The sequence below is a fragment of the Bacillus sp. AY2-1 genome, from assembly GCF_008368965.1.
Classification (GTDB): Bacteria; Bacillota; Bacilli; order Bacillales; family Bacillaceae_G; genus Bacillus_A; species Bacillus_A thuringiensis_S.
This window is the reverse complement of the sequence record NZ_QPEL01000066.1, coordinates 60571-86480: the sequence shown is the minus strand read 5'-3', so window position 1 is coordinate 86480 and position 25910 is coordinate 60571. Positions and strand designations below refer to the sequence as shown.

The following is a 25910-nucleotide window of genomic DNA, read 5'->3' as shown; positions in this document are numbered from 1 at the left end:
CCTCCAATTTAATATATAAATATTATATGTGTGTATACTATCAATTGTTACTATTATTAATAGGAAGAGAAGATACAATAAAAAATCTCCTCGGTATTTTCCTAAGAGATAAATGATGATTATTTTGAAAATTTACAAATTAATAACCTCAGTACAGAGGAAAGTAATAAGAATCTTGGCGATAGGGATTAGGCTGTTGAGTAAGGGGGTGGATTGGATAATTTTTCATTTCACGGTTTTGATTGCAGTTTGCCGGAGGACCAATTACAGTAGTTGATTGAATAGGAGAAATCGCTTGTTTCCATTGTTGTTCATTGAGGCAGTAAGTATGGGCCATCATATGAGCCGGAGTTAATCTTAAAATGTCAGAACCGAAAATAACTTCTGGCGCTGGGGCATTGAAAATAGCTAATAAATGAGTATTATCTGCTGTAGCAATTTCATAATGCCACCACGCTTGTGGAATGTTGGCAACTTGCCCCGGTTTTATCGGTAAGTTTAATATTTGATTCGTAAATGGATTAAGTAAAGAAACAACAGCAGACCCTGAAATACAATAAACAAGTTCAGCTGCATTTTGATGAATATGTGGTTCTACAACATTTCCTGTACTTAAATAAATATCTAATAAAGAAGTATTTTCTAAAGTATTTAATTGTTTAATGCCAAGTACATTTATATAATTTTGGGCATCTTTCTGAAAAAAATTACTTTTATTTACATCATAAGTAAAATTAGTTGAGGGGGAGGTATAGTCGATGTTGGCAGTCAATTGTATTACCCGCCTTTCTATAGGTAAGTTAGGTTACAAAATTAGGATATGTGTCTAGTTTTTGTTTTGTGCTGTTGTCGATAACTTAATAAATTCACTTATTCCATAAAGAATAAGGTATTAAGATTAAACTATATTCGTATTCCCATTCATACTTTGGATTGATGGAAAAAAGTAATGAAAATGTTAACTTAAAATTACATCAATCATTTATAAGGAGTGAATGTTCATGTCATTTAGTGAAATGATTAGAAATGAAGTACTCAGCTGGGCGGGTGTTTCTGAAAAACCGCATCGATTTGGTGGTATTGAAATAAATTATGGCAAGAAAGAACTTGGCCATCTTCATGGTGATAAATTAGCTGATTTACCATTTCCGAAGTTAAAGCGAGATGAATTAGTGAAGCAGGGATTGGTAAAACCACATCACGTATTACCTGAATCAGGATGGATCAGTTATTATATAAAGAGTGAAGAGGATATTCCATTTGCAATTGAGTTATTTCGTATGCAATATGACCGAATTAAAAAGTAATGAAATAAAGTAGGATAATAAAAATTTATTTTTATGTCACATCCCTCCTTAATCGTTCGTCTTGTATGTAGAACGATAAGGAGGGATTTTATTATGAATACATTTGATATAGCAATTGTTGGCGGTGGGCTTGCTGGATTAACAGCATCTATATATTTAGCGAAAGCTGGAAGGAAAGTGATTGTATTAGAAAAGTCGAGTCAATTCGGTGGCCGAGGGATGACTATAAATAAAAATGGAATCTGCATGAATCTTGGTGCACATGCTTTATATAGAGGCGGGGCAGCGTTTATAACTTTTAATGAGCTCGGTATGAATCTTCCAGGTGGAATACCATCTACAAAAGCACATGGAATATGGAAAGGGGATATATTCACCATCCCAACAGATTTTCGCTCAATTTTATCAACACCACTACTTTCGTGGTCTGCAAAAGTACAATTCTCACGTCTTATGATTCGTTTAGGAAATTTAGATGTAGGAGAAATTCCAAAAGTGAGTCTAACTACATGGGCAGAAAATGAAATAAAAGATCCAATGGTTCGCAATATATTTTATGCGCTATGCCGGACGACAACATATACGTTTGCTCCTACAATACAATTAGCATCATCTGTACTAAAGCAAATACAGCTTTCTATAAAAGAAGGAGTGCTTTATGTAGATGGTGGTTGGGAAACGATAATAACAAAATTAAGAGCTATAGCGAACGATGCCGGCGTGCAATTTTTGGCTAAAAAGCATGTTTTGGAAATAGAGCATTACGAAGATAAACAAAGAATACATTGTGTTGATGATGAGGTTTTTGAAGTAGGTACAGTCATCGTGACGACTCCGCCGAAAGAAGCTTGTAAAATAATAAAAGGTGCAGAAGGAACAAGTTTGCATAGATGGAGTGAACAATCGGTACCGGTTACTGTTGCTGCATTAGATATTGGCTTGAGACAATTACCCAATCCTACACATCAATTTGTATTAGGATTAGATCAACCTATATTTTTCACAAATCAATCGAGAGCAGCTAAATTAAGTGAAGATGGATCAATTGCAGTGAGTCTAATTAAGTACCATAATCCTGTGCTAGCGATGAATCATATTCATGAAGATAAAGAACAGTTGGAAAGTACGATGGAGTTGTTACATCCAAATTGGAAAAGAGAAGTTGTTGCACAGCAATATTTACCGAAAATAACAGTAGTACATGATTTTCCTCATATTGACCGTGTTGAAAAACCGGGCCCAAATATACCTGAAATGCCAGGTATTTATGTTGCAGGAGATTGGGCAGGGCATGATGAAATATTAGCTGATGCTGCGGTAGCAAGCGGGAAACGTGCAGCGTTACACATTTTAAAGCAATATGAAAGTGAGGTAGTTCATCATGGAAACGGAGCAGTTATATGAAGCGTATCAACCATTATTATTTTCGTTAGCATACAGAATTCTTGGGAGCGTTATGGATGCTGAGGATATCGTTCAGGATGTATTTATCTCGCTAAATAATATAGAAGATCCTCAATCTATAGAAAATATGAAAGCATATTTATGTAAGATGGCGACAAATCGTTCAATTGATAAATTACGATCGGTAGCGCATAAACGTAACGTGTATGTAGGGATGTGGTTACCAGAGCCACTTGTAGAAGAGAGTGATGAGCCATCAAAGTCATTTATAATGAAAGAATCCCTTTCCACCGCATATTTATTACTTTTACAACAACTATCTGAGGTAGAAAGGATTGTTTTCATATTAAGAGAGGTTTTCAGTTATGAATACGTAGAAATAGCTTCAATTGTTGATAAGAGTAGTGTGAACTGCAGGAAGATCTTTCAACGTGCACGAAAAAGCATTTTGGAGAAACCGAAGCAATCAAAATTAAGCACGGAGAAAATGGCTTCTTATGTTGAAAAGTTTGTATCATCATTACAGTGTGGGGATGAGGAAGGTATGTTAGAAGTATTAAAAACAGATGCTATACTCAAAGCTGATGGTGGTGGTAAAGTTACGACTGCGATTAATCCGATTTATTCTGCGGATCGAATTATGCGCTTGTTCTTTGGGATTGCACAACGATTGACAGAAGAGTACACTGTTGATTTCAAAATGGTAAATGGTATGCCAGGAGTTATAGTTACAATAAATAATAAAGTAACGTATGTTCTTTCGTTTGCATTTGAGGATGAGAAAATTTCAAATATTTATATGATGGTTAATCCTGAAAAACTTATGCATTTAAATGTAAAAATATAAAAAAGCGCATTTCTTCAGAAATGCGTTTTTTATTATTTTTCTAACATTTCAAGAGGTACATCTTTTTCGCCAGCTACCTCAAATTTAATTTCCCCGTCTTCTTCATAAATACGTGTAATAATCGGTATAGTAATCATTAATTTTTTATGCTGCTTTCGTTTTCGAGCAGCATCTAAGCTAATCACGTTCATTTGTAAGCATCCTTTCTTCTGGAAATATATAAACAAAGAAAATGCGTCCGAAAAGGGCGCTTAATTGAATTTGAAATACCGATTCATTTAAATGGGGTTTATATAATTTAATAACTGCAATTTTAATATGAAATAATATGAATGGAATAATTGCACGTAGAAATTAACTTTACCAAAAAACGAAACAATATGCTATAAAAAATTATAAATCTTTGTCATATAACAGGAAAAAGGTTTTTGTTTCGCATATAATAAAAAGTAGACGGGCAGCAAGAGCTTTTTCATCATATTGCTTGGAAAGGCGATGAAAAGAATGGATACAGTAGATTCATTATTATTGCAACTTGAACAATATGGAGAAGAGCATGATCGAAATAAAAAAACAAGGGAAGAAAAATTACGGAATGTTTCTCGTGAGATGGGGCAATTTTTATCAATTTTAGTAAAAGGGTGTAATGCAAAAAACATCTTAGAAATTGGAACTTCTAATGGTTATTCTACATTGTGGTTAGCTAATGCGGTAGAAGAAACGAATGGAAATGTAACGACTGTAGAGCTTTCTTCAGAACGAGTTGGAGAGGCACTTGTCAATTTTGAAAAGGCAAACCTGTTACAAAGAATCGATATTCATAATCAAGAAGCCGGGGCATTTTTAGATTCGCAATTAAATCATTCATTTGATTTTATTTTCCTAGATTCAGAGCGTACGCAATACATGTGGTGGTTTGAGCATATAAAACGTATGTTACAACCAAAAGGTTTTCTTGTTGTTGATAATGCAACTTCTCATGCGAGTGAATTAGGTGAGTTTATAAAAATGATTGAAGAAGATGATACGTTTGAAACGGTGTTATTAGCGTTTCAAAAGGGAGCATTTGTAGCTCGCAAAAATAAATAAAAGTGAGCGTAATAGAATTATCACATTGAAAAAGGGTGAATGTCAAAAGATTGAGTGTAGCACGATTGAAAGAACGTAAATTATTTAGGAAATATATGAAGAATCCGCCTTCAGCATGTAGTTCTCTAGGTCTTAAGTCTGAGGAAAATTATGTTGATTACAGGTATACTTATAGTAAGAAACAGGGAATGACTGCATAAACAGACATTTCTAAAAAATCGATTTCAAGCAGGCAGAATGTATATGAAATACGATATAATTGATGAAATATAGTGCATATGAATTCGCACATATAAATAAAGGAGCGATTTTGTTGACTGAACTCGAGAAAAAAGAACCTGTATCCATTGTGAAAGATAATAATGTAGAAGTAGTAGTTGATACAGTTATAAAAGATGCAGAATTAGAGGAACTAAATAAAGAAGCTGATCTTTATGTACAAAAGTTAAATAGCGAGCAAAATACAGATTTATCAAAAGTATTGTCTCAGCTAGGAGATTTAGGGGATAAAGAGCAACAAGCAGCAGGACAAACGTTATCAGCTTTAAAACGCCCTGTAACAGCGATGATGAATGGGAAAAATGAAGAAATTCCAAATACATTGTTAGAATTACGAAAAGTGGTATCAGAGCTTGATCCCAATTCACTTAAAGCAAGTGGTATGAAGAAAATAATGTTTAAAGTATTCAAGAAAAATCCACTTGAAACATACGTGCATAAATACCAATCTATAGATAAACAAATCGAGGAAATTATTAGATCCCTCCTAATTGGTCGTGATAACCTACAAGAGGATACAGTTGGTCTTGAAATGTTAAAAGAACAATCGCACGATAAAATTCATGCTCTTGATAAACAAGTATACTTAGGGAAAAAGCTTGCTGGCATGCTTGAAGCTGAAAAACAAAACCCAGAGCGTCAAAGGGATATTCCGTTAATTAACGATGCATTAGAAAAGATACTTGTACGTACACGTAATATGCAGCAAGCGAAAAGTGTATTATTACAATCTATAGCTTCTGTAGACATCATTAAGAAAAACAATGAAAAATTAACAGAGGCAATACGTAATGCGATTACGATGACGCAAAACGTTGTAACAGTTTCAGCTGCTATTCAGCTAGCATTAACGAATCAACGTAAAACAATTGATGCCGTAAATGCGACGAATGAAGCAATTGAATCGATGGTGTTAAGTAATTCTCAAGCGTTAAAACAAAATACAGAAGAAACGACGAAATTGCTTGAGAATCCTGCTATTAGCATGGATAAATTACGCGAATCATTCCAAAATGTGTTCGCTGCAATTGAGGCATCTGAAAAATCGTCAGAACGTATTATTGAGTCAAGTAAGAAGTTTGTTATTGAACTAGACACATTTAATGATGAGATGAAGCAGAAACTCATTCAGCGTCCAAGGAAATAACGGATTATTAGAGGAGGTGAACAAATGAGTTTCATTCAAACAGTACTATTACTACTCGGTACATTGCTTTTAATAGCATTTACTGTCGTTGTTTTAGTCGTATATTTCGGACGGAAACTGTATTTTTCATGGACGAAGCCATATAAAAAAGCGCAAGATTCTTTAGATAAGTTATCAAACAAATCAATACCGTTTCTACAAGAATTTACACAACACCCACTGTTTTATCGCTGGATTCGCACCGAAGGAAAGAAAGAACAAAATATACTAAATACTCTATTCTGTGCATCAGGTCAACGTACGAGAGAACAAGTCTTCTCGATGTTACCGAAAGAAAAGCAGAAAAAAGTGCATGTAATGGCAAAAACTACGAAAAAGCTTACAAGTGAAGATATCGATGTGGCTGCGATGAAAGTGAAAGATTTCTTAAGACAAGAAACGCAGCAAACTGTAAAACCGACAGACTTATCATTTTACAAATTGTATTTTTATGACCGTTATCCAGACGCATTAAATACAATTCAAGCGTATAAACGCTCAATAAATCCTTCATTACAAAGAACGGTTGATGATATTACAATTTCGGTATTAAATGCACTTCCGTACTATCAAGAGCAACGCATGTTTGAACAACAACATAAACTTGAAACATTCTTAATGAAAGATTTAACGGCCATGTTATCGTTGGTAGTACAATTACCACCTTCACAAAGACCAGAGAAGGAAGAAGAACTGAAGATCTACTTGGAAAATTTCAAAAAAGAAATGGAAGTAGTAGAGCGAGATATTCGCGACTCGATTGATCACGATTTAAATGTGAAGATGAGGGCAGCGACTGAGAAGTTTAAGAATAAATAGAAGAGATCGCCTAAAAAGTTGAATGTTTCAGCTTTTAGGCTTTTTTTTTTTTGTGAATTTAGAGAGTGCAATCTTTTGTGAAATTATATATACAAACGTTAATAAATGGTAAAATATAGAGTGTTTTTTTATACTTTGTGTAAACAATTATTATAAAAGGGGTATGATATTGTGCTATTTGAGTTAGTTATACTATTTGTAATTCTATTTATATTTCTTGGCTACCCTATTAGTAAAGCTTGGGATAGTTTCCAATCGAAGGAGGAGAATTCCTCAAGTATACTAAAGTTCGAGCCACAGGAAATATTATCACTGGGTTTGAGTTATTTTATCTTTGGTTTAGGTATTATGAGGAATGCAAATGATGTAAGAGCAGGAATACCATTACATAAATTTGAAAAGAACGGAATGATGTCTGATCAATATGCTTCTTTAGCCCATGACCACATTACGATAGTAGTTCTCTTAGTTATTTTAGGTGGAGTTTCGTATTGGAAATTAACAACAGGCTTAATAAAACTTTCACCAATATTTTATATTTTTTATAGTACTTTAATGATAGTAAACATTGTATATACATTCATCTATATTACCCATACAGGCTTTGCCTTTTATACGGAATTAGGAGGATTGAGATACATTCCAGTCTTTTGTATTCAAGTTGGAATGCTTGCCTTTAGTCTATTATTCTTAGCTAAATTAAGAAATACATTAGGTTATTTCATACAATCTCAGAATGAGAAAGATTATACGCAGAGCAACAGAATTATATTATTGCTGTATCGTATTTCTTTTGGATATCAAAAAATGGCTACAGTCTGGATGATAAGTTTATTTCCTGTCTTGTTAATTGTTCAATTTATTTTAATACTGTTTGGCCAAAAACCAGATAGTTTTATAAGAGTGTTTATGGAAACAAGTAGTTTTAATTATTCTAAGATTCCTGCCCCAAGTCCTCAAATTGTCTCCGGGGATGGGCATTATTTATGTACAGTTTCTGTGAAAGGCCATAAAAACATCGTTAAGCCATTACGAGCAGGAATTAGGCATGGGGAAAGAATTACAGTTAATCGACAGTTATTAATTGCGAACGCTTTTGAAAATGTAATTGAGGAGCGGGTACCAAAATGTCATAAAGTTATTCGTAATTTTTATGATAAATACGGTTATCCGATTAGTAAACATATTAATACGAAATGGTCGGCTGATTTTGTTTATATTTTAATGAAGCCACTAGAATGGTTCTTCTTATTTGTACTTTACACAGTAGATAAAAACCCTGAGAATAGAATTCATATTCAATATAGTGAACTACGAAAATAAAAATAAGAGCCCGCATTCAAAAAAATGGGGGCTCTTACTTTTATCTTGCTTGAATAGTAGATTTACTAGAAGCCACACTTTCATTATGCAATCGATCAACTGCAGTTACGACATAGGTATACGTTTCTCCGGAAATAGCGGTTTTATCTACATAAATTTCTCCAAGTTTTGTTTTTCTTACAGTAGTAAGTAAATTTTGGGGGTTTTGTATATCCACTTCATTTTTCCCATTCACGCGGTAAATAGCGTAATAAGCAGAATCATTATCTCTATTGTCAATGATACCGATTGCAATACCTTCATCTCTTGGAATGGCGCCTTTTAAAGTCGGTTGTTTTGGTGGATCATGATCAAGCCAAGGCATAGGCGGGATTAATGCAGGATGTTTATATATGTTTTTTGAAAGTCTATCTTTAACTCCGAGTGGATTGTTATTAATATCTTTTAAGCTAAAATGCATACTACCTTTTATATCAGGATATAGCCGGTTTAATGCAATTTGTTTTGGATATTCTTCTGGATCAGACCAAGCAGGGACGGAGTTATTATTAATTTTATAGGCCGCTTGACCGATGTATAGGTGAAGCGGTTTGTTATTTGTTTCTTTAACCCACCAATCTACTAATATGTCATATGCAGCTGGGGTGAAACCTATATTCCAATATATTTGCGGTGTAATGTAGTCAATATATCCTTTTTGTATCCACTCACGTGTGTCAGCATAAAGGTCATCATAGTTTCTTTGGCCTGCGGTTGTGTTAGAGCCAGTCGGATCGTCAGCTATATTTCGCCATACGCCGAATGGACTAATGCCAAACTTTACATATGATTTTTCTTGTTTTATAGCAGTATTTAAATCTTTTACAAGTTCATTTACATTGTTACGTCGCCAATCTTCTATATTTGTAAATTTACCGTTATTATATGTTTCGTATGTTTTCTGATCTGGAAATTCTTCACCGGCTACTTTATATGGGTAAAAATAATCATCCATATGCAGCGCATCAATATCGTAATTTTGTACGATTTCTAAAGCACCTTCTGTTATAAATTTTTTCACTTCTGGAATACCGGGATTGTAATATAACTTTCCGCCATAAGGTACAACCCAATTGGGGTGTTGCCTTGCAGGGTGATTATTTGATAATCGATTTATATCAGTGTGATTCATCGTTATTCGGTATGGATTAATCCATGCGTGGAATTCTATATTTCTTTTGTGTGCTTCTTCAATCATAAATGCAAGTGGATCGTATCCGGGGTCTTTTCCTTGTGTACCCGTAATGTATTCAGACCAAGGGCCGTAATTTGAGGGATAGAAAGCATCAGCTGTTGGTTTAATTTGTACAACAACTGCATTCATACCAGTGCTTTTTACATCGTCTAATAATCTTATAAATTCTTGTTTCTGCTTTTCAATAGGTAAGCCAGTTTTTGTGGGCCAATCAATATTCAGAACTGATGCGATCCATACAGCACGTAATTCATGTTTTTTGTACGTAGTATTTACTTCAGCATAAGTAGAGTGAGGGGAAATGAAAGAGAAAGGGATGAACAAGATGACGATACAACATATCATTAATAAACGTTTAACGATCATTTATACGCCTCCCTATCATATGATTATTTAAAATAATATCTGAGGTGAGGTTGGCCTTGCAATAGAGAAAATTACACATTGAAACATTAATTTAATAGGAAAAATATTTTTAATGAAATTTACTTTCATTATAACTAAATTCATTTACTACTTCATATGCTTGTTAGTAAAGTGAAACTTCCTTTCATTTGAAGGGTAATAAATTATAAGTATAGGAGGATTAATAAATGAAGGTTTTGTTTGTCTGTTCTGGAGGAATGTCCAGTGCAATTGTTGTAAACGCTTTAAAAAAAGAAGCGGAGAAAAATGGTTTGAACATGGAAGTGTATGCAATTGGAACGAATGAGGTAGAGGAAGAAGTAAAGAATGGCTGGGATGTCGTAATGGTGGCACCTCAAATAAGACACCGATTTGACTCTGTAAAAAAATTTGCAGAGGAGGAATCTATTCCGTGTGGCATCATTCCACCGCAAGCATACACGCCGCTTGGAGGCCCGACTTTATTAAAAACTGTAAATGAATTAATCAGTTAGGGGGAAGCGTTATGAATAAGTTTGTCACGTTTCTTGATAAAAACTTATCTGGCCCGATGGCAAGGCTTTCTGAGCAGAGGCATCTACAAGCAATCCGTGATGGAGTTATTTCGGCGTTACCATTTATTATAGTAGGAAGCTTCTTTTTAATAGTAGCATTTCCACCACTGCCGAAAGATAGTTTCATATCGGTTTGGGCATTAAAGAATCAAACAAGTATATTAATACCATATCGTTTAACTATGTTTATTATGTCCTTATATATAGCATTTGGAATAGGATATAATTTAGCGAAAAGTTATAAATTAGATGCTTTATCAGGAGCACAGCTTGCGGTATGTTCACTACTTTTAACATTAACGCCTGAGTTAATTGATAAAAAAGGATTTATGCTTCCAATGACAAACCTCGGAGGTCATGGATTATTTGTGACGATGATTGTCTCTATTTTATCAGTTGAGATTTTAAGATTTTGTAAGAAGAATAACGTAACGATAAAAATGCCAGAACAAGTACCACCGTCAGTATCACGTTCATTTGAAGCACTTATACCTGCAGCATTCGTTATTATTATTATGAGTCTTATTACAGTCGTTTTTAAAGTTGATTTACATTACGTTGTAGATAAACTAGCCGCACCGTTAGTAAAAGCTGGTGATAGTTACTTTGGCGTTATTATACCTGTATTTTTAATTACGTTTTTCTGGTCTTTCGGGATACACGGAGTATCAGTTGTAGGTACTGTGGCAAGGCCGCTTTGGGATGTGTATTTAGGAAAGAACGGTGAAGCTGTAGCAAGTGGAGCGAGTCATTTTCCGTTTATTGCACCAGAACCGTTTTATCAATGGTTTATTTGGATTGGTGGTTCGGGCGCAACGTTAGGGCTTGTGTTAGCTATGATCGTATTTGGTCGATCAAAATATTCGAAAGCATTATCGAGAACGTGTATTGTTCCGGGGATTTTTAATATAAATGAACCGGTTATATTCGGTTTGCCGATTGTATTAAATCCAATTTTAATTATTCCTTTCGTCATTACACCGTTAGTAACAGCTACTATAGCTTATGCTGCAACAGCGATGGGATTTGTAACACCAACGCATATTATGCCGCCATGGACATTACCTGCTCCAATTGGTGCTTATTTAGCAACAGGTGGAGATTGGCGTGCGATTGTATTAGTTTTTATAAATATAGCAATATCGTTCCTTATTTATTTACCATTCTTTAAAATGTACGACAAAAATATGCTTGAAATTGAAAAGAATGGTGACGGGGAATCTGTTAATCCTTAATCTGCATGCTGTTATTTTGAGTGATAGACTTTTTGTCTATCACTTCTTTCACATTAAAACTAGAAAGGGGGAAATAGAATGAATATAAAATTTAGTTATAAAGGCGTATTTTTATTATTATTTGGAGTGATTTGTGCAAATTTACTTTTTGTCCCTTTATTAGGCATGCTAAATCTATCACAAATGCATAGTATCTGGCTCGTTACAAGTATTGCGGCAAGCGTTTTGCTTACGGTAGTTGTTTCTTTCATTGATGGATCGTTTGCATCGAAAGCTCAGTTGTTTTTTAGATTTATATTGTTTTCGATTGGTTGTACGTTCGTTACTTACATGATTGTTTTTTAGTAAATAGGAGGTCATGCACGTTATGTATATTGCAGGGGTAATGTCTGGTACTTCATTAGATGGAATAGATGTAGCGCTCGTTCATATAGAAGGAAGTGGTGTAGATTCTAAAATCGAACTCATCCATTTTACTACTGTTCCATTTTGTAATGATATGAAAAATGAGATCCAACAAGCGTTATCAATTGAAACTTCGAATGTCCAACTTATATGTAGTTTGAATTTTAAACTTGGTTTATGCTTCGCCAATGCTGTAAAGGAAGTTTGTAAAGAGGCCAATTTTCCTTTGAGACAATTAGATTTAATAGGCTCTCACGGACAAACGATTTATCATCAGCCAAAGCAAGAAGGAAATATTATTTCTTCAACATTGCAAATTGGGGAACCAGCAGTAATAGCATATGAAACGAACACGACAGTTATCTCGAATTTCCGAACGATGGACATGGCGGCAGGGGGACAAGGTGCACCACTTGTACCATATTCAGAGATTATTTTATATCGGCATCAAACTAAAAATAGACTACTACAAAATATTGGCGGGATTGGTAATGTTACAGTGGTTCCAAGTAAACGAAGTAATGAGAGTGTTATTGCTTTTGATACTGGACCAGGGAATATGATAATTGATGAAGTATGTCAAAGGTTATTTCAGTTGTCATATGATCAAAATGGTAAGATTGCAAAACAGGGAGTAGTTGTAGATGAAATTTTGACTTATTGTATGAACCATCCATTTTTGAACGTGAAACCACCAAAATCAACAGGTAGAGAACAGTTTGGAGAAGCGTTTGTGACTGAATTATTGAATCGATTTGAAAAGCATAGTAGAGAAAATATATTGGCAACTGTCACAATGTTTACAGCAAGTTCAATTGTTCATCATTATCAGGAATTTATTTTTCCGTATTATGAAATCGATGAAGTAATTTTAGGCGGGGGCGGAAGTTATAATCGTACACTTGTTGAAATGATACGATTTGGATTAAAGGAAGAAAAATGCAAAATATTTACTCAAGAAGATTTAGGCTATTCCTCAGCGGCGAAAGAAGCGATCGCCTTTGCGATTTTAGCAAACGAAACGTATCATCGTAATCCGAGTAATGTGCCGAGCGCAACAGGTGCAAAGCAATCTGTAGTTTTAGGGAATATAACATTCCTTCCAATTTGAAGAGAATGAGGCGAATATATGAAGTATATGATTGGAGTAGATGGCGGGGGAACGAAGACAGAAGCAATTGCATTTGATAAAGACGGTAACGAATTTGCAAGAGCTACAAGTGGATTTGGAAATATATTAATAGATTTTGAAGAAGCTCTTGTGCATATTATGGAAGTGATTGATCAATGCCAGAAAGGGTTATTAAAGGGGGATTGCGTTTGTATTTGTTTAGGATTAGCGGGTGTAAGTGGAGCAAATACAAATGAATTAACATTACGTCTAAAAAAGAAGTATGGAACACCAATTGAAGTATTCAATGACGCAATGATCGCACATGCAGCTACTTTAAAAGGGAATGACGGAATTTTAACAATTGGTGGTACAGGTGCGATTTGTCTTGGAAAGAAAGGAAAAGCGTATGAGTATAGTGGTGGATGGGGACATATTTTAGGTGATGAAGGAAGTGGATATTGGATTGCATTACAATCTTTAAAGAAAATGGCAATTCAATTTGATCAAGGAATCAGTCTTTGTCCATTGAGTTTGAATATTCAAAGGCAGTTTCAACTTTTGACACCGTCTCATATAAAAAGCTTAGTATATACTTCTTCTAAAGATAAAATTGCAGCAATCGCGCCATTAGTTATTCAGGAAGCGAGAAATGGAAATGATGATGCACATGAAATTATAATGCAAGCTGGAAAGGAATTAGCAAGGATTACAGTAAATGTTTATAACAAGTTAAACTTTAAGCACTCAACGCCAATTGCAGTAAGTGGCAGTATATTGCGTTTAGTTCCTGAAATATTTGCTGTATTTAAGAAATGCTGTGAAGAAAGTATGAAAGAAATTATATTTGTATCACAAGCAGAAATGGCAGTGAAAGGAACATATTATTTAATGAGGGATATATATTTTTAAAAATAGCGTATGAGAATTTTTGTATGATTTGTAAAAATATGATGTTAAAATGTATAAAGGGATGTATATTAAAACGTACAATATACGTAGTAATTGAATATTGTATATGTAATCCCATGTAGAAAGTGAATGATTACATGATTAATAGTATGCAGTTTTTATATTTGGTGGCTTCTTATTTAATTGGAAACATCTTGACCGCTTATATAGTAACAAAATTGAGACATAACGTTGATATTAGGGGTGAAGGAAGCGGAAATCCTGGTGCAAGAAATATGGGGCGCGTATATGGAAAAGGGTATTTCATCGCTACATTTTTAGGTGATGCAATTAAAGGAGCAATCGTTGTTACTGTTGCAAAATATCTTTTTGAAGATCCTACATTCGTAATGTTAACATTATTGGCCGTTATTATTGGACATATTTACCCAGTTTTATTTAAAGGTAAGGGCGGTAAAGGTATTTCAACATTTATTGGAGGATTAATCGCATTTGATTATTTGATAGCGCTTACCCTCATAGGCATTTTTATTGTATTTTATTTAATATTTAAAGGATTTACGAAGCCAGGACTAATTACGATTGCTTGTTTACCAATTTGTATGATTCTTTATTCTTATTCTATTGTTACGACTATTTTAAGTGGAATGATTATTGTACTTATTCTATATGTAAATCGAGAATAAAATGAATGTTTAATAAGTGGGGATAATCTCCACTTATCATTTTTTATTAAATAGATAAAGGAGATAAGGCATGGGGTTAATTTATAAAGTTGCTGATCAAGATTGGGAATTTGAAAGTATACATAAATTAAATTATAAAACTTTTGTGGAAGAGATTCCACAACATGAAGAAACGAAAGACCAGTTTCGTATAGATAGGTTTCATGAAGAAAATACATATTTAATTTGTTTAGATGAGGATAGATTAGTAGGTATGGTCGCGGTGCGGGGAAAACGACCATTCTCGTTAGATTATAAAATTTCAAATTTAGATGTTTATTTGCAAGAGCATGGAGAAAAAGTGTATGAAATTCGTTTACTTTCAGTAGAACGTGAATATAGGAATGGAAGAGCGTTGTTAGGATTAATCCGTTTTCTACATCGTTATTTGCTTCTAAACGGATATGAATTAGCACTCATTTCTGCAACAACACGTGAACTAGCTTTATATGAGCAGATGGGATTCAAAGATTTCCATACGTTAGTTGGTACAGAAGCAGCAACCTACCAGCCAATGTATGTTACCCCTGCTATGTTTGAAGAATCGAGTGTTGGAAGTATTATGACGAAAGAATACACGTTTTTACCTGGTCCAGTAGACATTGAAGAGAACGTTCGAAAGGCATTTTGTACTAAGCCTATTTCGCATCGCTCTAAGTCATTTCAAGTGACAATGGACAATGTGAAAAAACGGTTACTTCACATGACAAAAGCAAAACATGTACAACTTATGTTAGGAACAGGGACGTTAGCCAATGATGCGATTGCTTTACAGTTACGTTCTTTAAAAGGGAAAGGACTAGTATTAACAAATGGAGAATTTGGAAATAGATTAGTTGGGCATGCAAAACGAGCACAGTTACATTTTGATACGTATAAAAAGGAAATGAGAGAGCCGTTTATTTATACAGAATTAGAAGAAATAATGACAACTGGAAATTATGAATGGCTTTGGTTTGTTCATCATGAAACATCTACTGGAATGTTAAACGATTTAAACGAGCTAAATACTCTTTGTAACGAGAATCAAATGAAACTATGTGTAGATTGCATAAGCTCAATTGGAGCAATACCAATAGACTTGAAGGATGTGTATTTTGCAAGTGGTGTTAGCGGTAAAGCGATTAAATCATATACAGGAATTTCTTTCGTTTTTCATAACCACATTGTAAAAATAAACGAGGCTGTGCCGGCCTATATGGACATTGGCATGTATGAAGAAAATGAAAGCATTCCATACTCACAATCATGGAATTTAATTTATGCATTGCAAGAAGCGTTGAAGAGATTTGAAGATGAAAAGGCATTTGTAAAAATTAAAGAGACATACGATTATGTTGAAGAAGTTATTACTGATATGGGCTTAAAGCTTGTTTCACCTAAAGAACATGCCGCGCCAATTATACTTACTATTGTATTGAGCGAAGATCATTCTTCTAAAGTAGTAGGCGATGCATTAGCATTACAAGGATACATCGTTCATTATGAGTCATCTTATTTACAAAAGAATAATTGGATCCAAATTGCATGTTTAAATCATTATAAAGAACGTGATATGAAGAGGATGTTGAATTGTTTGCAAATGTGTTTATTTCAGAGTGGGGTACAAATATAAAGACTTTTTCTTTTCGTATAAAGGAGCTACGACTTACGAAAACTTAGGAATAGAACATTGGAAGAGGTGTAAGTATGATAACTAGAAAACTACCATTACATATAGACAATATTAAAAAAGCTCACAAGATTCTAGATAGAAATGCTCGTAAAACGCCATTAGTAAAATCTTTTTACTTGACTAGTAAAACGGGCGGAGAAATTCATTTGAAATTAGAAAATATGCAATTAACGGGTTCTTTTAAATTTCGTGGCGCATTTAATAAAATGTCGCGGCTCACGGATCAAGAAAAAGAAAGAGGTGTAATTGCATGTTCAGCAGGTAATCATGCACAAGGAGTTGCATTATCTGCTCATTTACTCGGTATTAAGAGTAAAATTGTTATGCCAATTTCTGCACCGCAGGCTAAAGTCGAAGCAACTAGAGGATATGGATCTGAAGTAATTTTACATGGTGAAACATTTGATGATGCAAAGGCAAAATGTGAAGAAATTATAAGGGAAACAGGTGAGACATACTTACATCCATATGATGATGTAGAGGTAATGGCTGGTCAAGGTACAATTGGATTAGATATTCTTGATGATATGTGGGATGTAGATACTGTCATTGTACCAATAGGTGGAGGCGGAATTATTTCTGGTATTTCTGTAGCATTAAAATCTTTTAATCCATCGATTAATATAATTGGTGTCCAAGCAGATAATGTTCATGGAATGAAGGCATCTTACGATAAAGGAGCAATCGTAGAACATTATGAGGCGCCTACTATTGCAGATGGTTGCGCTGTTAAAATACCAGGGGAATTAACATTTGAAATTGTAAAAGAATTAGTAGATGATATTGTAACTGTATCAGAAAAAGAACTGGAAGTAGCGATGAAAGATTTATTACAACGTGGGAAAGCTGTTGTAGAAGGTGCAGGTGCATTAGCAACTGCTGCACTTCTTGCAGGAAAAGTTGATAGCTATATAAAAGGAAAAAAAGTAGTAGCGGTTATATCTGGTGGGAACGTGGACTTACAGCGCATATCAAGTGTATGTGAGCACTTTTTTGTCGCTAATGAAGTGAAATAGTTTTATGAAAGAAGAGCTAAGAGAAATAATTTTAGCTCTTACTTTTTGTCTACTGTTTATTGTAAGTAGCAATAAATTTGCTGTTTAATGAATTGTTTTATTTAAGCGCCAATTTTTACACATATCTTGAATGTTACAATAATTATTTCAATATTGTCGAAACGTAAGCAGAAATTTAATATAATAGTTTTAATGTACTAATGAGCGGTGAGGAGGGCAGGTCATGAATAAAGAAGGACAGGTCATGAACGGTTTCAGGGAATTATATAATAAGCTGGTTTGGCTTAATAAAGATAAGATGGAAGAAGGTCTTAAAGGTTTTAAGTCTTCTGAAGTCCACTGCATTGAATATATTGAAAATAATGTGGATTCTAATGTGACACAACTTGCAGAGGCTTTTTATGTGACTCGCGGTGCTATAAGTAGAATGACTAAGAAGCTCATACAAAAAGGCCTTATTGAAAGCTACCAAAAGTCGGAAAATAAGAAAGAAATTTATTTTAGGCTTACCGAAGAAGGGAAAGAAATTTATAAAATCCATGAAGATCTGCACAAAGAGTTTCAAGAGCGGGATAAAGCTGTATTTGAGCAAGTAACTGAAGAAGAATTCGACAGTATAATTAGTTTCGTGGAAAAGTATAGTAGACATTTGGATGCAGAAATAAAGAAACAAGGTATACATATTAAATCCTAATACATTTTAATAATGAAATGGCAGCCTTACTCTAATGAGAATAGGCTGCTTTTTTATTATGTTATTTTTGTTGACTAATCAACAAAACGGAGTTATCATTTTGTTGACACGACAACAAAATGTTTTAAGGAGAGAAGTTAAATGTCTATATTTAGATCACAAAATGAAAGGAAAACTGAAAAAAGCATAGATAAACATGCTTTACTATTCGGACTTATTTCTGTATTTCTTTGTGGTATAGGTTTCAGTATTATCATGCCTGTAGTCCCATTCTTAGTACAGCCATATACAAGTAATCCGGAAGAACAAGCATTAGTTGTTACACTACTAACTTCCGTATATGCGGCTTGCGTGTTTTTAGCTGCCCCAGTACTCGGAGCTTTAAGCGATAAGTATGGCCGTCGTCCATTACTTTTAATATGCTTATTTGGTTCTGCAATTGGGTACTTAGTTTTTGGTATAGGAGGAGCTTTATGGGTACTATTTGCTGGACGCATAATAGAAGGAATAACAGGCGGGAGCATAGGTACTATCTTCGCATATTTTGCAGACATCATTCCAAAAGAGCAGAGAACGAAATACTTTGGATGGGTGAGTGCAGTTGTAGGTGCGGGAACTATCATTGGCCCCACTATTGGGGGATTACTTGCCAAGTTTGGTGATACTGTACCTATGTATTTTGGAGCAATCATAACGTTAATAAATGTTGTATATGGGATCAAATATATGCCTGAGAGTCTTGACAAAAATAATAGGTTAAAAGAGATTACTTTTGTAAGGTTGAATCCTTTTGCACAGCTAGCAAACATACTTTCCATGAAAAATTTAAAATGGTTACTTGTCTCAGCGTTTTTACTTTGGATACCTAACGGATCTTTACAAGCAATTTTCACGCAATTTACAATGGATACTTTCAGTTGGAAACCTGCACTAATCGGACTTATGTTTTCAATTTTGGGCTTTCAAGACATTGTTTCACAAAGTTTTATAATGCCAAAGCTTTTGATCCAGCTTAGTGATAAACAAATAGCAATTCTTGGGATGGTTTCGGAGATTATAGGATACAGTTTTATTGCGGCATCAGCTTTGTTTTCACTCTATCCACTACTTATCGTTGGAATGCTGATGTATGGTTTTGGGGATTCAATTTTCGGGCCTTCATTCAACGGGATGCTTTCAAAGTCTGGCGGTTCTAGTGAACAAGGAAGGATTCAAGGGGGAAGTCAATCTATTCAAGCTTTAGCAAGAATGATTGGTCCTATTATTGGAGGGCAAATCTATGTATCGCTTGGTCATGCTGCACCTGCTTTTATGGGTATGATCCTTATAGTCGCGGCAATAGCAGTTTTGTATAAGGGGACACATGCAACTGTATAGCAGATAGATATAAGAACAAATAAAAGGGTGTCAGAACTTAGGAACACGTGCTGACACCCTATTTGTTTACGGTTTGAGAGCTAAGAGAAATGCTTTTGTTTAGGGATTTATTCTGCAATGCTCTCATAGTGAAGAGTAATGTTCAGTGAGGTTGAACTATCATTAATTACAGTTAGCTTTTTTTGAAAGTAAAAAGGTATGTAAATGACTAGTTAGTTTAATTATGCTTGTGCTGAAGTAAATAATGACTCCATTTTTACCTTGCTCTTCTCTCGAATTTCATCATCTGCGGTATGCTTATAGGGACAAAAATTATAAACCGAGAAGACAAATAGTCTCCCATTACCCTGAAGTATAATGGGGGAAGTTTCTTGCTGGAATTCTGAAAAATTTAGAAAAAACTTTCTCAACATTGTTTGAGAAAAGAGTGAAACGAATGTTCTAAATTTTATGATAAGATGAAAATAATAAAAAAAGAGCAAAAAGACCCACGGCGTTACAGTAGTGCGGTAACACCACTGTAACGTTTTACCCTAGCGAATGTAGGTAAAACTTTCCATGAGTCAGCTTCAAGTATATCATACTTCAAATAGTTTTAAATCCATATGGATCGTTTTCTTGTTGAGAAAATCAGGGGCTGTGTCTTGTGTTCTATTTAGGGGGATACGGATGAGGGCTTTGATGAATGAACTGAATAACACGATTCAGTCAAAAAATATAAGTACAAGAAAGTTAGCGAAAGATACAGGTATTAGTAGAACAACAATTACAAATGGTCTGTCCTTTGTAACTGGAGAAATGAAATTTGATGTTTTTGAAAAATTGGTTCGTCATGTGTATAAAAGTCCCATAGAACAAACAAGAAGGATTAAAGATTTTATTTTAAAGTGTGGAACTAGCTTGAATGTAAGAAAAGCATTGAGTTATTGCCAAGTAGCAGGAGAATACGATCTTATAGATATGTTAATCGAAAAGTTCAAAGCGGAAACAGAAGACCCAGACTTAAAGAAGCTTCAAAAAGATGTACGTAAATATTTAAATGTATACAATCTATATAATCATCGGAATATGAATCGAAAAAAAGGACAAAGTCTTCTGGAAGAAATATACAAAACGCGTGTTTCATCAGATTTGGAATGTCAGGTATTATTAAATACATTACTAATGGCAGCAGAATATGATAAACAAAGGTATAGTGCTATGTCATCATACGCGGACGCGGCAGAAGCTTATGTCGCTAAGATGGATAACGGTTATATTAAAGATTGTTTACGCATGCAGCATATGGAACGAATTGCGTACACTCAGTTGCATGCCAATGAAATTGATAGCTGTAGAGCTACGTGCCATGCGATTATAAATTCCGAATTGAATTTTACAGTAGTAAAAGCTACAGCATATTGTTGTTTAGGTGAAAGTTATATTTTTGAGAATCCATTAATGGCAGAAAAATATATCTTGAAAGCTATTCAATGCCTTGAAGGTATAAGTTCACCGAAAGGAACTCAAAAATACAACTCTTTTAAAACGACTCTTGCCTTTTTATATATTGAGTTCGGATTTAATTTAGATAATATTGATTTTGATTTTATTAGTGATGGTGATCTTGCTTATTATGAGTGTTTATATGGTGATAAGCAAAATGGTTATAGAATTTTTGAAAGGTTAAAAGATCAAGGTCTATCTGCTTTCCAAATGTACTATCTTTCTAGAATTGAAAATGATACAATTATCGCGAGGGAATCTTTAGAAAAATTTGAAAAAACGGGAAGTATATTATATGCGCAACTTCCGAAGCGCATTTTAATAACTGAAGGAGTGTTGTAAAATGAAAAAAATTTTAGTCACTACATTATGCGCACTTGCGTTATCAATTGGGGTTATCGGTGCTGGTGCAGATCAGACTAAAGATTTAGGTAAAGAAAAAGCTACTGTACATACTAAAGAAGTACAATTAATGATGGTCGATCCCGGTGGGATGTAATATAAATGAATAGTTAAAAAGACGCTACTTATAGTAGCGTCTTTCGTCTTTTATAGGCGTGTCACGTTTTTGGAAGTTTCAGAAAAAAATACCACTTGATACATATTTCACAAATTGGTAAGGATGAAGGGGAGGAAATAAGGTGAAAAAAGAGACGGCCAAACAAGAAACAAAACGCTTAATTAGGGAGTTGTTCGGAGCTGAAAAAGTAAGTTGTGATATGAATTATCTAATGGAGGAGTTGTATAAGCAAGGACAGATTACTCCGGAACAGTACAAACAAATTACAGCTATATTGCAACAAAAAAAGGAATAGCATCTGGCTAATCCTTTTTTACTTATTGCTGCTTTCTTTGTAGGAGTTGTCTTAATAAAACATTAGCAATTTCAGCTTGCTCATCCGTAATTTCTACCCTATCAGAATGAAGTCTGCCTTGATCTAAAAAGTCTTTTACATTAAAGTTAAGACCGTTTGGATTTTCTGTTCTTCCTAAGATGAAGTCTGTAGTAGTATCAAATATGTCTGCTAGCTGTACAAGAACCTCAGCGTTTGGTTTTCTTTTATTTGTCTCATATCCACTATACGTAGAATCGTTTTTACCAATACGATCTGCGACTTCTTGCATTGTCCAACCGCGTCTATTTCGTAAGAATTTTAATTGAGTTCCTATATCCATACTTTTTACCCCCGTTAAATTCTCTTTTATATTTTTCATCGATTTTATTTTTTATAAATTTTATAAAAATATATAAAACGTTTTTTATTTTTTTGTTGTTATCTATATATAAGATAACACTTTATTGGACAATTACACAATGGTAAATACACGCATATTGCAAGTGAAATTAGATGAGTGTTCATAAAAAAGTTGAAAAATCACTTTACTTACTTGCAAAACGCCAGTATAATAAAAATCATTAAAGGTTGTCTGGAGGTGGACATATGAAAAGGACTTGGTTAGCGGATTTACGTGGGAAAAAACGTATGTCGCAGGCGGCTCTAGCGGATAAGGTTAGTGTGACTCCTGGTCATATAGCAGATTTAGAGACTGGTAGACGCGATCCGGGAGGAAAATTAGCCTTGCAAATCGCAATTGTACTTGGGTTCCCTATGGAACATTTTTATTTACCTATTTACTTGCAAAACGCCAGTGAAAAAGAAGTTAGACAATCGTTTGAACTGGGATTTCCACCAAAAGAAGAATTTTTAGAGCATTATCCTCATTACGTAGAAAAAACTGTAGGGGGCTGAGGAGTGTGGGGAAAAAGACATCCGGCTTATACGTCCGTAACGAGTACTACGGTACAGAGAAAAAGGAAGTTCTATTTCAAGAAGTATACGAAAAATATTTAGGTGTTAAAGTAACGGTCACAAGAAAGAAAAAAACAGAAGTAAAGGCAAGTTAAAAAATTGAAAGGAGGTGATACACATGCAACGGTACGTGACTTATGCGACTCGATTAGTAAAAGCAAAAGACGTAAAAGCTGTATGCTGCGAAAGTAAAAATTACTTCAAGAATGGCTCAGAAGAACAAGCGGTAAACACCATGTTAAAGCTAACAGAAAGGAGTGAACGTGTTGGCCAACATTAACGAGATTTTCGTAGAAGGTTTCCAGTCACATACAAATAGCCATTTTAATTTAGGAAACGGACTGAATGTAATTACTGGACCATCAGATAGTGGTAAAACATCCATTATACGAGCAGTTCGCTGGGTAGCATTTAACGAACCTCAAGGTGAGGCTTTCGTAAACGAATCAGTTGGACAGGCTACTGTAGCGATTCACATGGATAACGGCATTATTATTTCAAAGCACCGTAGAAAAGGAAAAACATCGTACAGAATCCAAACGGATCCAGTCGATGCAGGAAATGTATTTGAGAAGTCAGAGGTACCGGAAGAAGTAAAACAATTACTCGGCATCACAAAGCAAACATTTGGGGATTTTGTTACTGCTTTAAACTTTGCATTCCAGCTTGAAGCACCTTTCTTAATAAGTGAGACACCGTCATCAGGTGCGAAAGTTCTAGGTAAGTTAGCAGGAACAGAAGCTGTCGATCTCGCGGTAAAAAGTGTTTCAAAAGATACATACGCAGCAAGGCAAGAGAGGTTACTAGCTGAAAAAGAAATTGAGAGATTAGCAGCTAACTTACTCGAGTACTTGGATGTGGATGATAAAGTACAGCAGTTAAAAACAGCTGAAAGTTTGATGGAGCACGTGGAGGAATTGCATAAAAAGAAAGATGTACTGCAGCAACTACAAACTCAACAACAGATAGCATTTAAAAGATTTCGTGTAGCGTTTGTTGAGGACGAGAGGCTTTCAAAAGTGCCGGTTCTTATACAAATACTTGAAGAAACAGAAAAAGACCAGCAGCGTCTGCAAACACTACTGGACTTACAAAAAAGATACGAGTCACTGTCCACCGCCAAGAAGACATTGACTGAAACATTAAAACAATTTGATGGATTAGTAGAAGTAAGTAACTTGTTACAAGATTCTACTAAATCCGAAGAAATATATTCTTTGCTTTCTATCTTATCACAAAACTATAAGAAGTATAGTCAAGTATTACAAGAAGCTCAATTACAGGTCGAGAGGTTAACTGTAATTGAAAACATTAATGTAGCTGTGATTGAAGAGGAAGTAAAGAAAACGGATGAGTTAAAGAAACTCTATGTACAACATAGCGTGGTTAAACAAGGCTACGAAAAAACAAGTAAGGATGTAGAAAGATTATCTGTACCTGGTAATGCGTCAGATCAACTACAAGAATGCGAAACAAGTATTACACAACTAAGTCAAATAAGTGTGCTCTTACAAAAATACCAGAATATACACAATTATTATATGAGCTGGACAAGTCGTGCGGAACATTTAAATGTTCCGAGAGAAGTGGTAATACAGATTGCAAATGCTGAGAACAATGTCACTCATTTAGCTGAATTAAAAGAGTTGTTACGAAACTATATGATCTGGCATCAAAGAGTTCGTCATAGTACAAGCACATTGGAACTATATGAAAAGCACATTGAAAATTACACAAAGGAATTGGAAGAGACATGGAACGAGGCTGGTGGAGTTTGTCCGCTATGCGAATCGCCGATGTCTTTTGAACATTCTCATTGAGGGGTGATTAGTGTTGGTAAATACAAAAGAAATTGATGAGTACGTTAATACCGTTGGACGTTTAAATACAGCACTTTCTGAAGTGCAGTCAACGTTAGCTGCGCTAGAAAGTGGGGAAGGTCAATTTGAAATAGATCTTCGTATGCATCATGTTTATCACAGTATTCACAAATTAAATATGGTAAATCGTAAAGAACTGGATACGCTTATTCGCTATGTCATAATTGGGCACTTAAAAGATAAAGAAAAGTTTGTGGAATCCGAGCTACAAAATTTACTATCAAAACAACTTGAAGGGGGAAATGAGTAATGGAATTAAAACAACGTATTGAAATCGCGAAAGTAAACCTAAAGAAAGCTGAAACAGCAAAAATCCAAGCAGAGGCGGAAAAGTCTTCAGCTGAAAAGCAATTAACGGAAATCGCTGAACAAATGGCACAGTATGGGGTAACGCCGGAAACGATCCAGGAAGAAATCAATAAGCTTGATACATCAGTTAAAGAAAACCTGGAGCATGTAGAACGACTCATCCCGCAGGTATAAGGAGGCTATTTTTATGTACGAGCTTCTAAAAGCAAGAGCGGATATCCGTCAGGCAAGCGATAAATTGAAAATGAAAATCGGTCAACGTGATTTGTTAGTTAAGCAACAAAAAAGCGCAGAAGCAAGAAAAGCAAAAGCTGAGGAGCAACTTGGAGAGTTTGATTTAGTACAAATTCTTCTTCAAAAGACAAGTGATTATGCGAGGCAGCAAGCAAAACGTCGTATAGAAGAAATTGTTACGTCAGCTCTTACAGTTGTTTTCGATAAAGACTACAGATTCGAAATTGAAATTGCTGTAAAAGGTAATCAACCAGTGGCGGAGTACTGGTTACAGTCTGAAGATGTAAGAACGCAATTAAAGCCACCTGATTATGATCGCGGCGGTGGTGTAGCTGACGTAGTTAGTCTAGCGCTCAGATTGGCCGTAGGGGAGATTAGTGGTGTAAGAGGCCCATTATTCTTAGATGAGGTTGGAAAGCACGTGAGTCAAGAATATGCTCCGAACGTGGCGTACTTCTTGAAGGAATACAGTACGAAATTTAAACGTCAAATCATTTTAATTACGCACAGTACTCACTTGGCGGAGATAGGTGACGTAGCACTTGGTGTGACACAAAAACAAGGAAAAAGCATAGTAACTGCTTTATAGAAAGG

Annotated in this window: 31 protein-coding genes and 1 pseudogene; 27 read left to right on the top strand and 5 right to left on the bottom strand. The window is 34.8% G+C overall.

Annotated elements, in window-relative coordinates:
- Positions 1-148: 148 nt before the first annotated feature.
- Positions 149-772: a cupin domain-containing protein gene (locus DN403_RS16535; protein WP_149185632.1), complete on the bottom strand. Its 624-nt coding sequence runs from the start codon at positions 770-772 to the stop codon at positions 149-151.
- Positions 773-1001: 229 nt separating this feature from the next.
- Between DN403_RS16535 and DN403_RS16530 the strand changes: the two genes are divergently transcribed.
- From DN403_RS16530 to DN403_RS16520, 3 genes are all read left to right on the top strand, one after another.
- Positions 1002-1307 carry a luciferase domain-containing protein gene (locus DN403_RS16530; RefSeq protein WP_000010317.1) on the top strand — a complete coding sequence of 102 codons (306 nt, stop codon included), beginning with the start codon at positions 1002-1004 and terminating at the stop codon, positions 1305-1307.
- 93 nt (positions 1308-1400) lie between these two features.
- On the top strand, positions 1401-2711 hold the full coding sequence (locus tag DN403_RS16525) for a phytoene desaturase family protein (protein ID WP_001091192.1): 1311 nt from the start codon (positions 1401-1403) through the stop codon (positions 2709-2711).
- A complete protein-coding gene (locus DN403_RS16520; protein WP_000447151.1) occupies positions 2689-3558 on the top strand; it encodes a sigma-70 family RNA polymerase sigma factor in 870 nt (289 codons plus the stop codon). The genes DN403_RS16525 and DN403_RS16520 overlap by 23 nt, the downstream gene beginning before the upstream one ends.
- A gap of 32 nt (positions 3559-3590) precedes the next feature.
- On the opposite strand, the gene DN403_RS31200 is transcribed toward DN403_RS16520, so the two are convergent.
- Complete coding sequence (locus DN403_RS31200) at positions 3591-3749, bottom strand: hypothetical protein (protein ID WP_001100984.1); 159 nt, start codon at positions 3747-3749, stop codon at positions 3591-3593.
- A gap of 304 nt (positions 3750-4053) precedes the next feature.
- On the opposite strand from DN403_RS31200, the gene DN403_RS16515 reads away from it, so the two are divergent.
- The 4 genes from DN403_RS16515 to DN403_RS16500 all read left to right on the top strand — a co-directional run bounded on the left by DN403_RS16515 (position 4054) and on the right by DN403_RS16500 (position 8254).
- Complete coding sequence (locus tag DN403_RS16515) at positions 4054-4647, top strand: O-methyltransferase (protein WP_002082794.1); 594 nt, start codon at positions 4054-4056, stop codon at positions 4645-4647.
- 313 nt (positions 4648-4960) lie between these two features.
- Complete coding sequence (locus DN403_RS16510; protein ID WP_000137396.1) at positions 4961-6073, top strand: toxic anion resistance protein; 1113 nt, start codon at positions 4961-4963, stop codon at positions 6071-6073.
- Positions 6074-6097: 24 nt separating this feature from the next.
- Positions 6098-6931 (top strand): DUF3974 domain-containing protein, encoded by an 834-nt coding sequence (locus DN403_RS16505; RefSeq protein WP_000008362.1) that lies wholly within the window; start codon positions 6098-6100, stop codon positions 6929-6931.
- A gap of 171 nt (positions 6932-7102) precedes the next feature.
- Positions 7103-8254, top strand: coding sequence for a DUF6688 domain-containing protein (locus DN403_RS16500; protein ID WP_000895911.1), 1152 nt, complete (start codon positions 7103-7105; stop codon positions 8252-8254).
- 40 nt (positions 8255-8294) lie between these two features.
- Here the strand turns inward: DN403_RS16500 and DN403_RS16495 are convergent, their stop codons facing one another.
- A complete protein-coding gene (locus DN403_RS16495; protein WP_000636026.1) occupies positions 8295-9854 on the bottom strand; it encodes a glycoside hydrolase family 10-like protein in 1560 nt (519 codons plus the stop codon).
- Positions 9855-10081: 227 nt separating this feature from the next.
- On the opposite strand from DN403_RS16495, the gene DN403_RS16490 reads away from it, so the two are divergent.
- The 10 genes from DN403_RS16490 to DN403_RS16445 all read left to right on the top strand — a co-directional run bounded on the left by DN403_RS16490 (position 10082) and on the right by DN403_RS16445 (position 19597).
- On the top strand, positions 10082-10387 hold the full coding sequence (locus tag DN403_RS16490) for a PTS sugar transporter subunit IIB (RefSeq protein WP_000865904.1): 306 nt from the start codon (positions 10082-10084) through the stop codon (positions 10385-10387).
- Between the two features lie 11 nt (positions 10388-10398).
- Positions 10399-11682, top strand: a complete 1284-nt coding sequence (locus DN403_RS16485; RefSeq protein ID WP_001032289.1) for a PTS sugar transporter subunit IIC — start codon at positions 10399-10401, stop codon at positions 11680-11682.
- 78 nt (positions 11683-11760) lie between these two features.
- Positions 11761-12027, top strand: coding sequence for a hypothetical protein (locus DN403_RS16480; protein WP_001021963.1), 267 nt, complete (start codon positions 11761-11763; stop codon positions 12025-12027).
- A gap of 22 nt (positions 12028-12049) precedes the next feature.
- The gene (gene anmK / locus DN403_RS16475) at positions 12050-13198 is read left to right on the top strand and encodes an anhydro-N-acetylmuramic acid kinase AnmK (RefSeq protein ID WP_000274968.1); all 1149 of its coding nucleotides are present in this window, start codon (positions 12050-12052) and stop codon (positions 13196-13198) included.
- 18 nt (positions 13199-13216) lie between these two features.
- Positions 13217-14110, top strand: coding sequence for a BadF/BadG/BcrA/BcrD ATPase family protein (locus DN403_RS16470; RefSeq protein ID WP_016098501.1), 894 nt, complete (start codon positions 13217-13219; stop codon positions 14108-14110).
- 137 nt (positions 14111-14247) lie between these two features.
- Complete coding sequence (gene plsY / locus DN403_RS16465) at positions 14248-14796, top strand: glycerol-3-phosphate 1-O-acyltransferase PlsY (RefSeq protein WP_000610879.1); 549 nt, start codon at positions 14248-14250, stop codon at positions 14794-14796.
- Between the two features lie 70 nt (positions 14797-14866).
- Positions 14867-16450, top strand: a complete 1584-nt coding sequence (locus DN403_RS16460; protein WP_000523040.1) for an aminotransferase class V-fold PLP-dependent enzyme — start codon at positions 14867-14869, stop codon at positions 16448-16450.
- Positions 16451-16524: 74 nt separating this feature from the next.
- On the top strand, positions 16525-17526 hold the full coding sequence (tdcB, locus tag DN403_RS16455) for a bifunctional threonine ammonia-lyase/L-serine ammonia-lyase TdcB (RefSeq protein ID WP_000632966.1): 1002 nt from the start codon (positions 16525-16527) through the stop codon (positions 17524-17526).
- A gap of 223 nt (positions 17527-17749) precedes the next feature.
- Positions 17750-18220: a MarR family transcriptional regulator gene (locus DN403_RS16450; RefSeq protein WP_016098502.1), complete on the top strand. Its 471-nt coding sequence runs from the start codon at positions 17750-17752 to the stop codon at positions 18218-18220.
- Positions 18221-18361: 141 nt separating this feature from the next.
- The gene (locus tag DN403_RS16445; protein WP_149185631.1) at positions 18362-19597 is read left to right on the top strand and encodes an MFS transporter; all 1236 of its coding nucleotides are present in this window, start codon (positions 18362-18364) and stop codon (positions 19595-19597) included.
- A gap of 221 nt (positions 19598-19818) precedes the next feature.
- Here DN403_RS16445 and DN403_RS32300 read toward each other — a convergent pair.
- Positions 19819-19887, bottom strand: a pseudogene (locus DN403_RS32300) (YkvA family protein); the annotation flags it as partial.
- Between the two features lie 379 nt (positions 19888-20266).
- On the opposite strand from DN403_RS32300, the gene DN403_RS16435 reads away from it, so the two are divergent.
- The 3 genes from DN403_RS16435 (at position 20267) to DN403_RS31190 (ending at position 21897) form a co-directional block, all read left to right on the top strand.
- The gene (locus DN403_RS16435) at positions 20267-21424 is read left to right on the top strand and encodes an AimR family lysis-lysogeny pheromone receptor (protein ID WP_255451995.1); all 1158 of its coding nucleotides are present in this window, start codon (positions 20267-20269) and stop codon (positions 21422-21424) included.
- A gap of 1 nt (position 21425) precedes the next feature.
- Entirely contained in the window at positions 21426-21581 is a 156-nt protein-coding gene (locus DN403_RS31195; protein ID WP_000723157.1) for a hypothetical protein, read from the top strand.
- Positions 21582-21723: 142 nt separating this feature from the next.
- Complete coding sequence (locus DN403_RS31190; RefSeq protein ID WP_000712297.1) at positions 21724-21897, top strand: hypothetical protein; 174 nt, start codon at positions 21724-21726, stop codon at positions 21895-21897.
- A 22-nt stretch (positions 21898-21919) separates the two neighbouring features.
- Here DN403_RS31190 and DN403_RS16430 read toward each other — a convergent pair whose 3' ends face one another.
- Positions 21920-22258, bottom strand: a complete 339-nt coding sequence (locus DN403_RS16430; RefSeq protein ID WP_149185629.1) for a helix-turn-helix domain-containing protein — start codon at positions 22256-22258, stop codon at positions 21920-21922.
- Between the two features lie 266 nt (positions 22259-22524).
- On the opposite strand from DN403_RS16430, the gene DN403_RS16425 reads away from it, so the two are divergent.
- From DN403_RS16425 to DN403_RS16405, 7 genes are read left to right on the top strand one after another with little or no spacing between them, the layout of a single operon-like run.
- Complete coding sequence (locus tag DN403_RS16425; RefSeq protein ID WP_149185628.1) at positions 22525-22833, top strand: helix-turn-helix transcriptional regulator; 309 nt, start codon at positions 22525-22527, stop codon at positions 22831-22833.
- Between the two features lie 5 nt (positions 22834-22838).
- Entirely contained in the window at positions 22839-22988 is a 150-nt protein-coding gene (locus DN403_RS31185; protein ID WP_000516901.1) for a hypothetical protein, read from the top strand.
- A gap of 23 nt (positions 22989-23011) precedes the next feature.
- Positions 23012-23173 carry a hypothetical protein gene (locus DN403_RS31180; RefSeq protein WP_001190219.1) on the top strand — a complete coding sequence of 54 codons (162 nt, stop codon included), beginning with the start codon at positions 23012-23014 and terminating at the stop codon, positions 23171-23173.
- Complete coding sequence (locus DN403_RS16420) at positions 23157-24713, top strand: AAA family ATPase (RefSeq protein ID WP_149185627.1); 1557 nt, start codon at positions 23157-23159, stop codon at positions 24711-24713. Before DN403_RS31180 ends, DN403_RS16420 begins: the two co-directional genes overlap by 17 nt.
- Positions 24714-24726: 13 nt before the next feature.
- A complete protein-coding gene (locus DN403_RS16415) occupies positions 24727-25023 on the top strand; it encodes a hypothetical protein (protein WP_149185626.1) in 297 nt (98 codons plus the stop codon).
- Positions 25023-25256 carry a hypothetical protein gene (locus tag DN403_RS16410; RefSeq protein WP_079245388.1) on the top strand — a complete coding sequence of 78 codons (234 nt, stop codon included), beginning with the start codon at positions 25023-25025 and terminating at the stop codon, positions 25254-25256. Before DN403_RS16415 ends, DN403_RS16410 begins: the two co-directional genes overlap by 1 nt.
- Positions 25257-25269: 13 nt before the next feature.
- Positions 25270-25905, top strand: coding sequence for a chromosome segregation ATPase (locus DN403_RS16405; protein ID WP_000273132.1), 636 nt, complete (start codon positions 25270-25272; stop codon positions 25903-25905).
- Positions 25906-25910: the final 5 nt, after the last annotated feature.

Bases quoted from the DNA above. Each gene is read 5' to 3' on its own strand.
- DN403_RS16430 (WP_149185629.1), bottom strand. From the start codon at position 22,258: ATGGATATAGGAACTCAATTAAAATTCTTACGAAATAGACGCGGTTGG.
- DN403_RS16505 (WP_000008362.1), top strand. From the start codon at position 6,098: ATGAGTTTCATTCAAACAGTACTATTACTACTCGGTACATTGCTTTTA.
- DN403_RS16485 (WP_001032289.1), top strand. From the start codon at position 10,399: ATGAATAAGTTTGTCACGTTTCTTGATAAAAACTTATCTGGCCCGATG.
- DN403_RS16410 (WP_079245388.1), top strand. From the start codon at position 25,023: ATGGAATTAAAACAACGTATTGAAATCGCGAAAGTAAACCTAAAGAAA.
- DN403_RS16460 (WP_000523040.1), top strand. From the start codon at position 14,867: ATGGGGTTAATTTATAAAGTTGCTGATCAAGATTGGGAATTTGAAAGT.
- DN403_RS16490 (WP_000865904.1), top strand. From the start codon at position 10,082: ATGAAGGTTTTGTTTGTCTGTTCTGGAGGAATGTCCAGTGCAATTGTT.
- DN403_RS31195 (WP_000723157.1), top strand. From the start codon at position 21,426: ATGAAAAAAATTTTAGTCACTACATTATGCGCACTTGCGTTATCAATT.
- anmK (WP_000274968.1), top strand. From the start codon at position 12,050: ATGTATATTGCAGGGGTAATGTCTGGTACTTCATTAGATGGAATAGAT.
- tdcB (WP_000632966.1), top strand. From the start codon at position 16,525: ATGATAACTAGAAAACTACCATTACATATAGACAATATTAAAAAAGCT.
- DN403_RS31200 (WP_001100984.1), bottom strand. From the start codon at position 3,749: ATGAACGTGATTAGCTTAGATGCTGCTCGAAAACGAAAGCAGCATAAA.
- DN403_RS31180 (WP_001190219.1), top strand. From the start codon at position 23,012: ATGCAACGGTACGTGACTTATGCGACTCGATTAGTAAAAGCAAAAGAC.
- DN403_RS16495 (WP_000636026.1), bottom strand. From the start codon at position 9,854: ATGATCGTTAAACGTTTATTAATGATATGTTGTATCGTCATCTTGTTC.
- DN403_RS16470 (WP_016098501.1), top strand. From the start codon at position 13,217: ATGAAGTATATGATTGGAGTAGATGGCGGGGGAACGAAGACAGAAGCA.
- DN403_RS16425 (WP_149185628.1), top strand. From the start codon at position 22,525: ATGAAAAGGACTTGGTTAGCGGATTTACGTGGGAAAAAACGTATGTCG.
- DN403_RS16525 (WP_001091192.1), top strand. From the start codon at position 1,401: ATGAATACATTTGATATAGCAATTGTTGGCGGTGGGCTTGCTGGATTA.
- DN403_RS16435 (WP_255451995.1), top strand. From the start codon at position 20,267: ATGAGGGCTTTGATGAATGAACTGAATAACACGATTCAGTCAAAAAAT.
- DN403_RS16515 (WP_002082794.1), top strand. From the start codon at position 4,054: ATGAAAAGAATGGATACAGTAGATTCATTATTATTGCAACTTGAACAA.
- DN403_RS16480 (WP_001021963.1), top strand. From the start codon at position 11,761: ATGAATATAAAATTTAGTTATAAAGGCGTATTTTTATTATTATTTGGA.
- DN403_RS16450 (WP_016098502.1), top strand. From the start codon at position 17,750: ATGAATAAAGAAGGACAGGTCATGAACGGTTTCAGGGAATTATATAAT.
- DN403_RS16405 (WP_000273132.1), top strand. From the start codon at position 25,270: ATGTACGAGCTTCTAAAAGCAAGAGCGGATATCCGTCAGGCAAGCGAT.
- DN403_RS16530 (WP_000010317.1), top strand. From the start codon at position 1,002: ATGTCATTTAGTGAAATGATTAGAAATGAAGTACTCAGCTGGGCGGGT.
- DN403_RS16445 (WP_149185631.1), top strand. From the start codon at position 18,362: ATGTCTATATTTAGATCACAAAATGAAAGGAAAACTGAAAAAAGCATA.
- plsY (WP_000610879.1), top strand. From the start codon at position 14,248: ATGATTAATAGTATGCAGTTTTTATATTTGGTGGCTTCTTATTTAATT.
- DN403_RS16520 (WP_000447151.1), top strand. From the start codon at position 2,689: ATGGAAACGGAGCAGTTATATGAAGCGTATCAACCATTATTATTTTCG.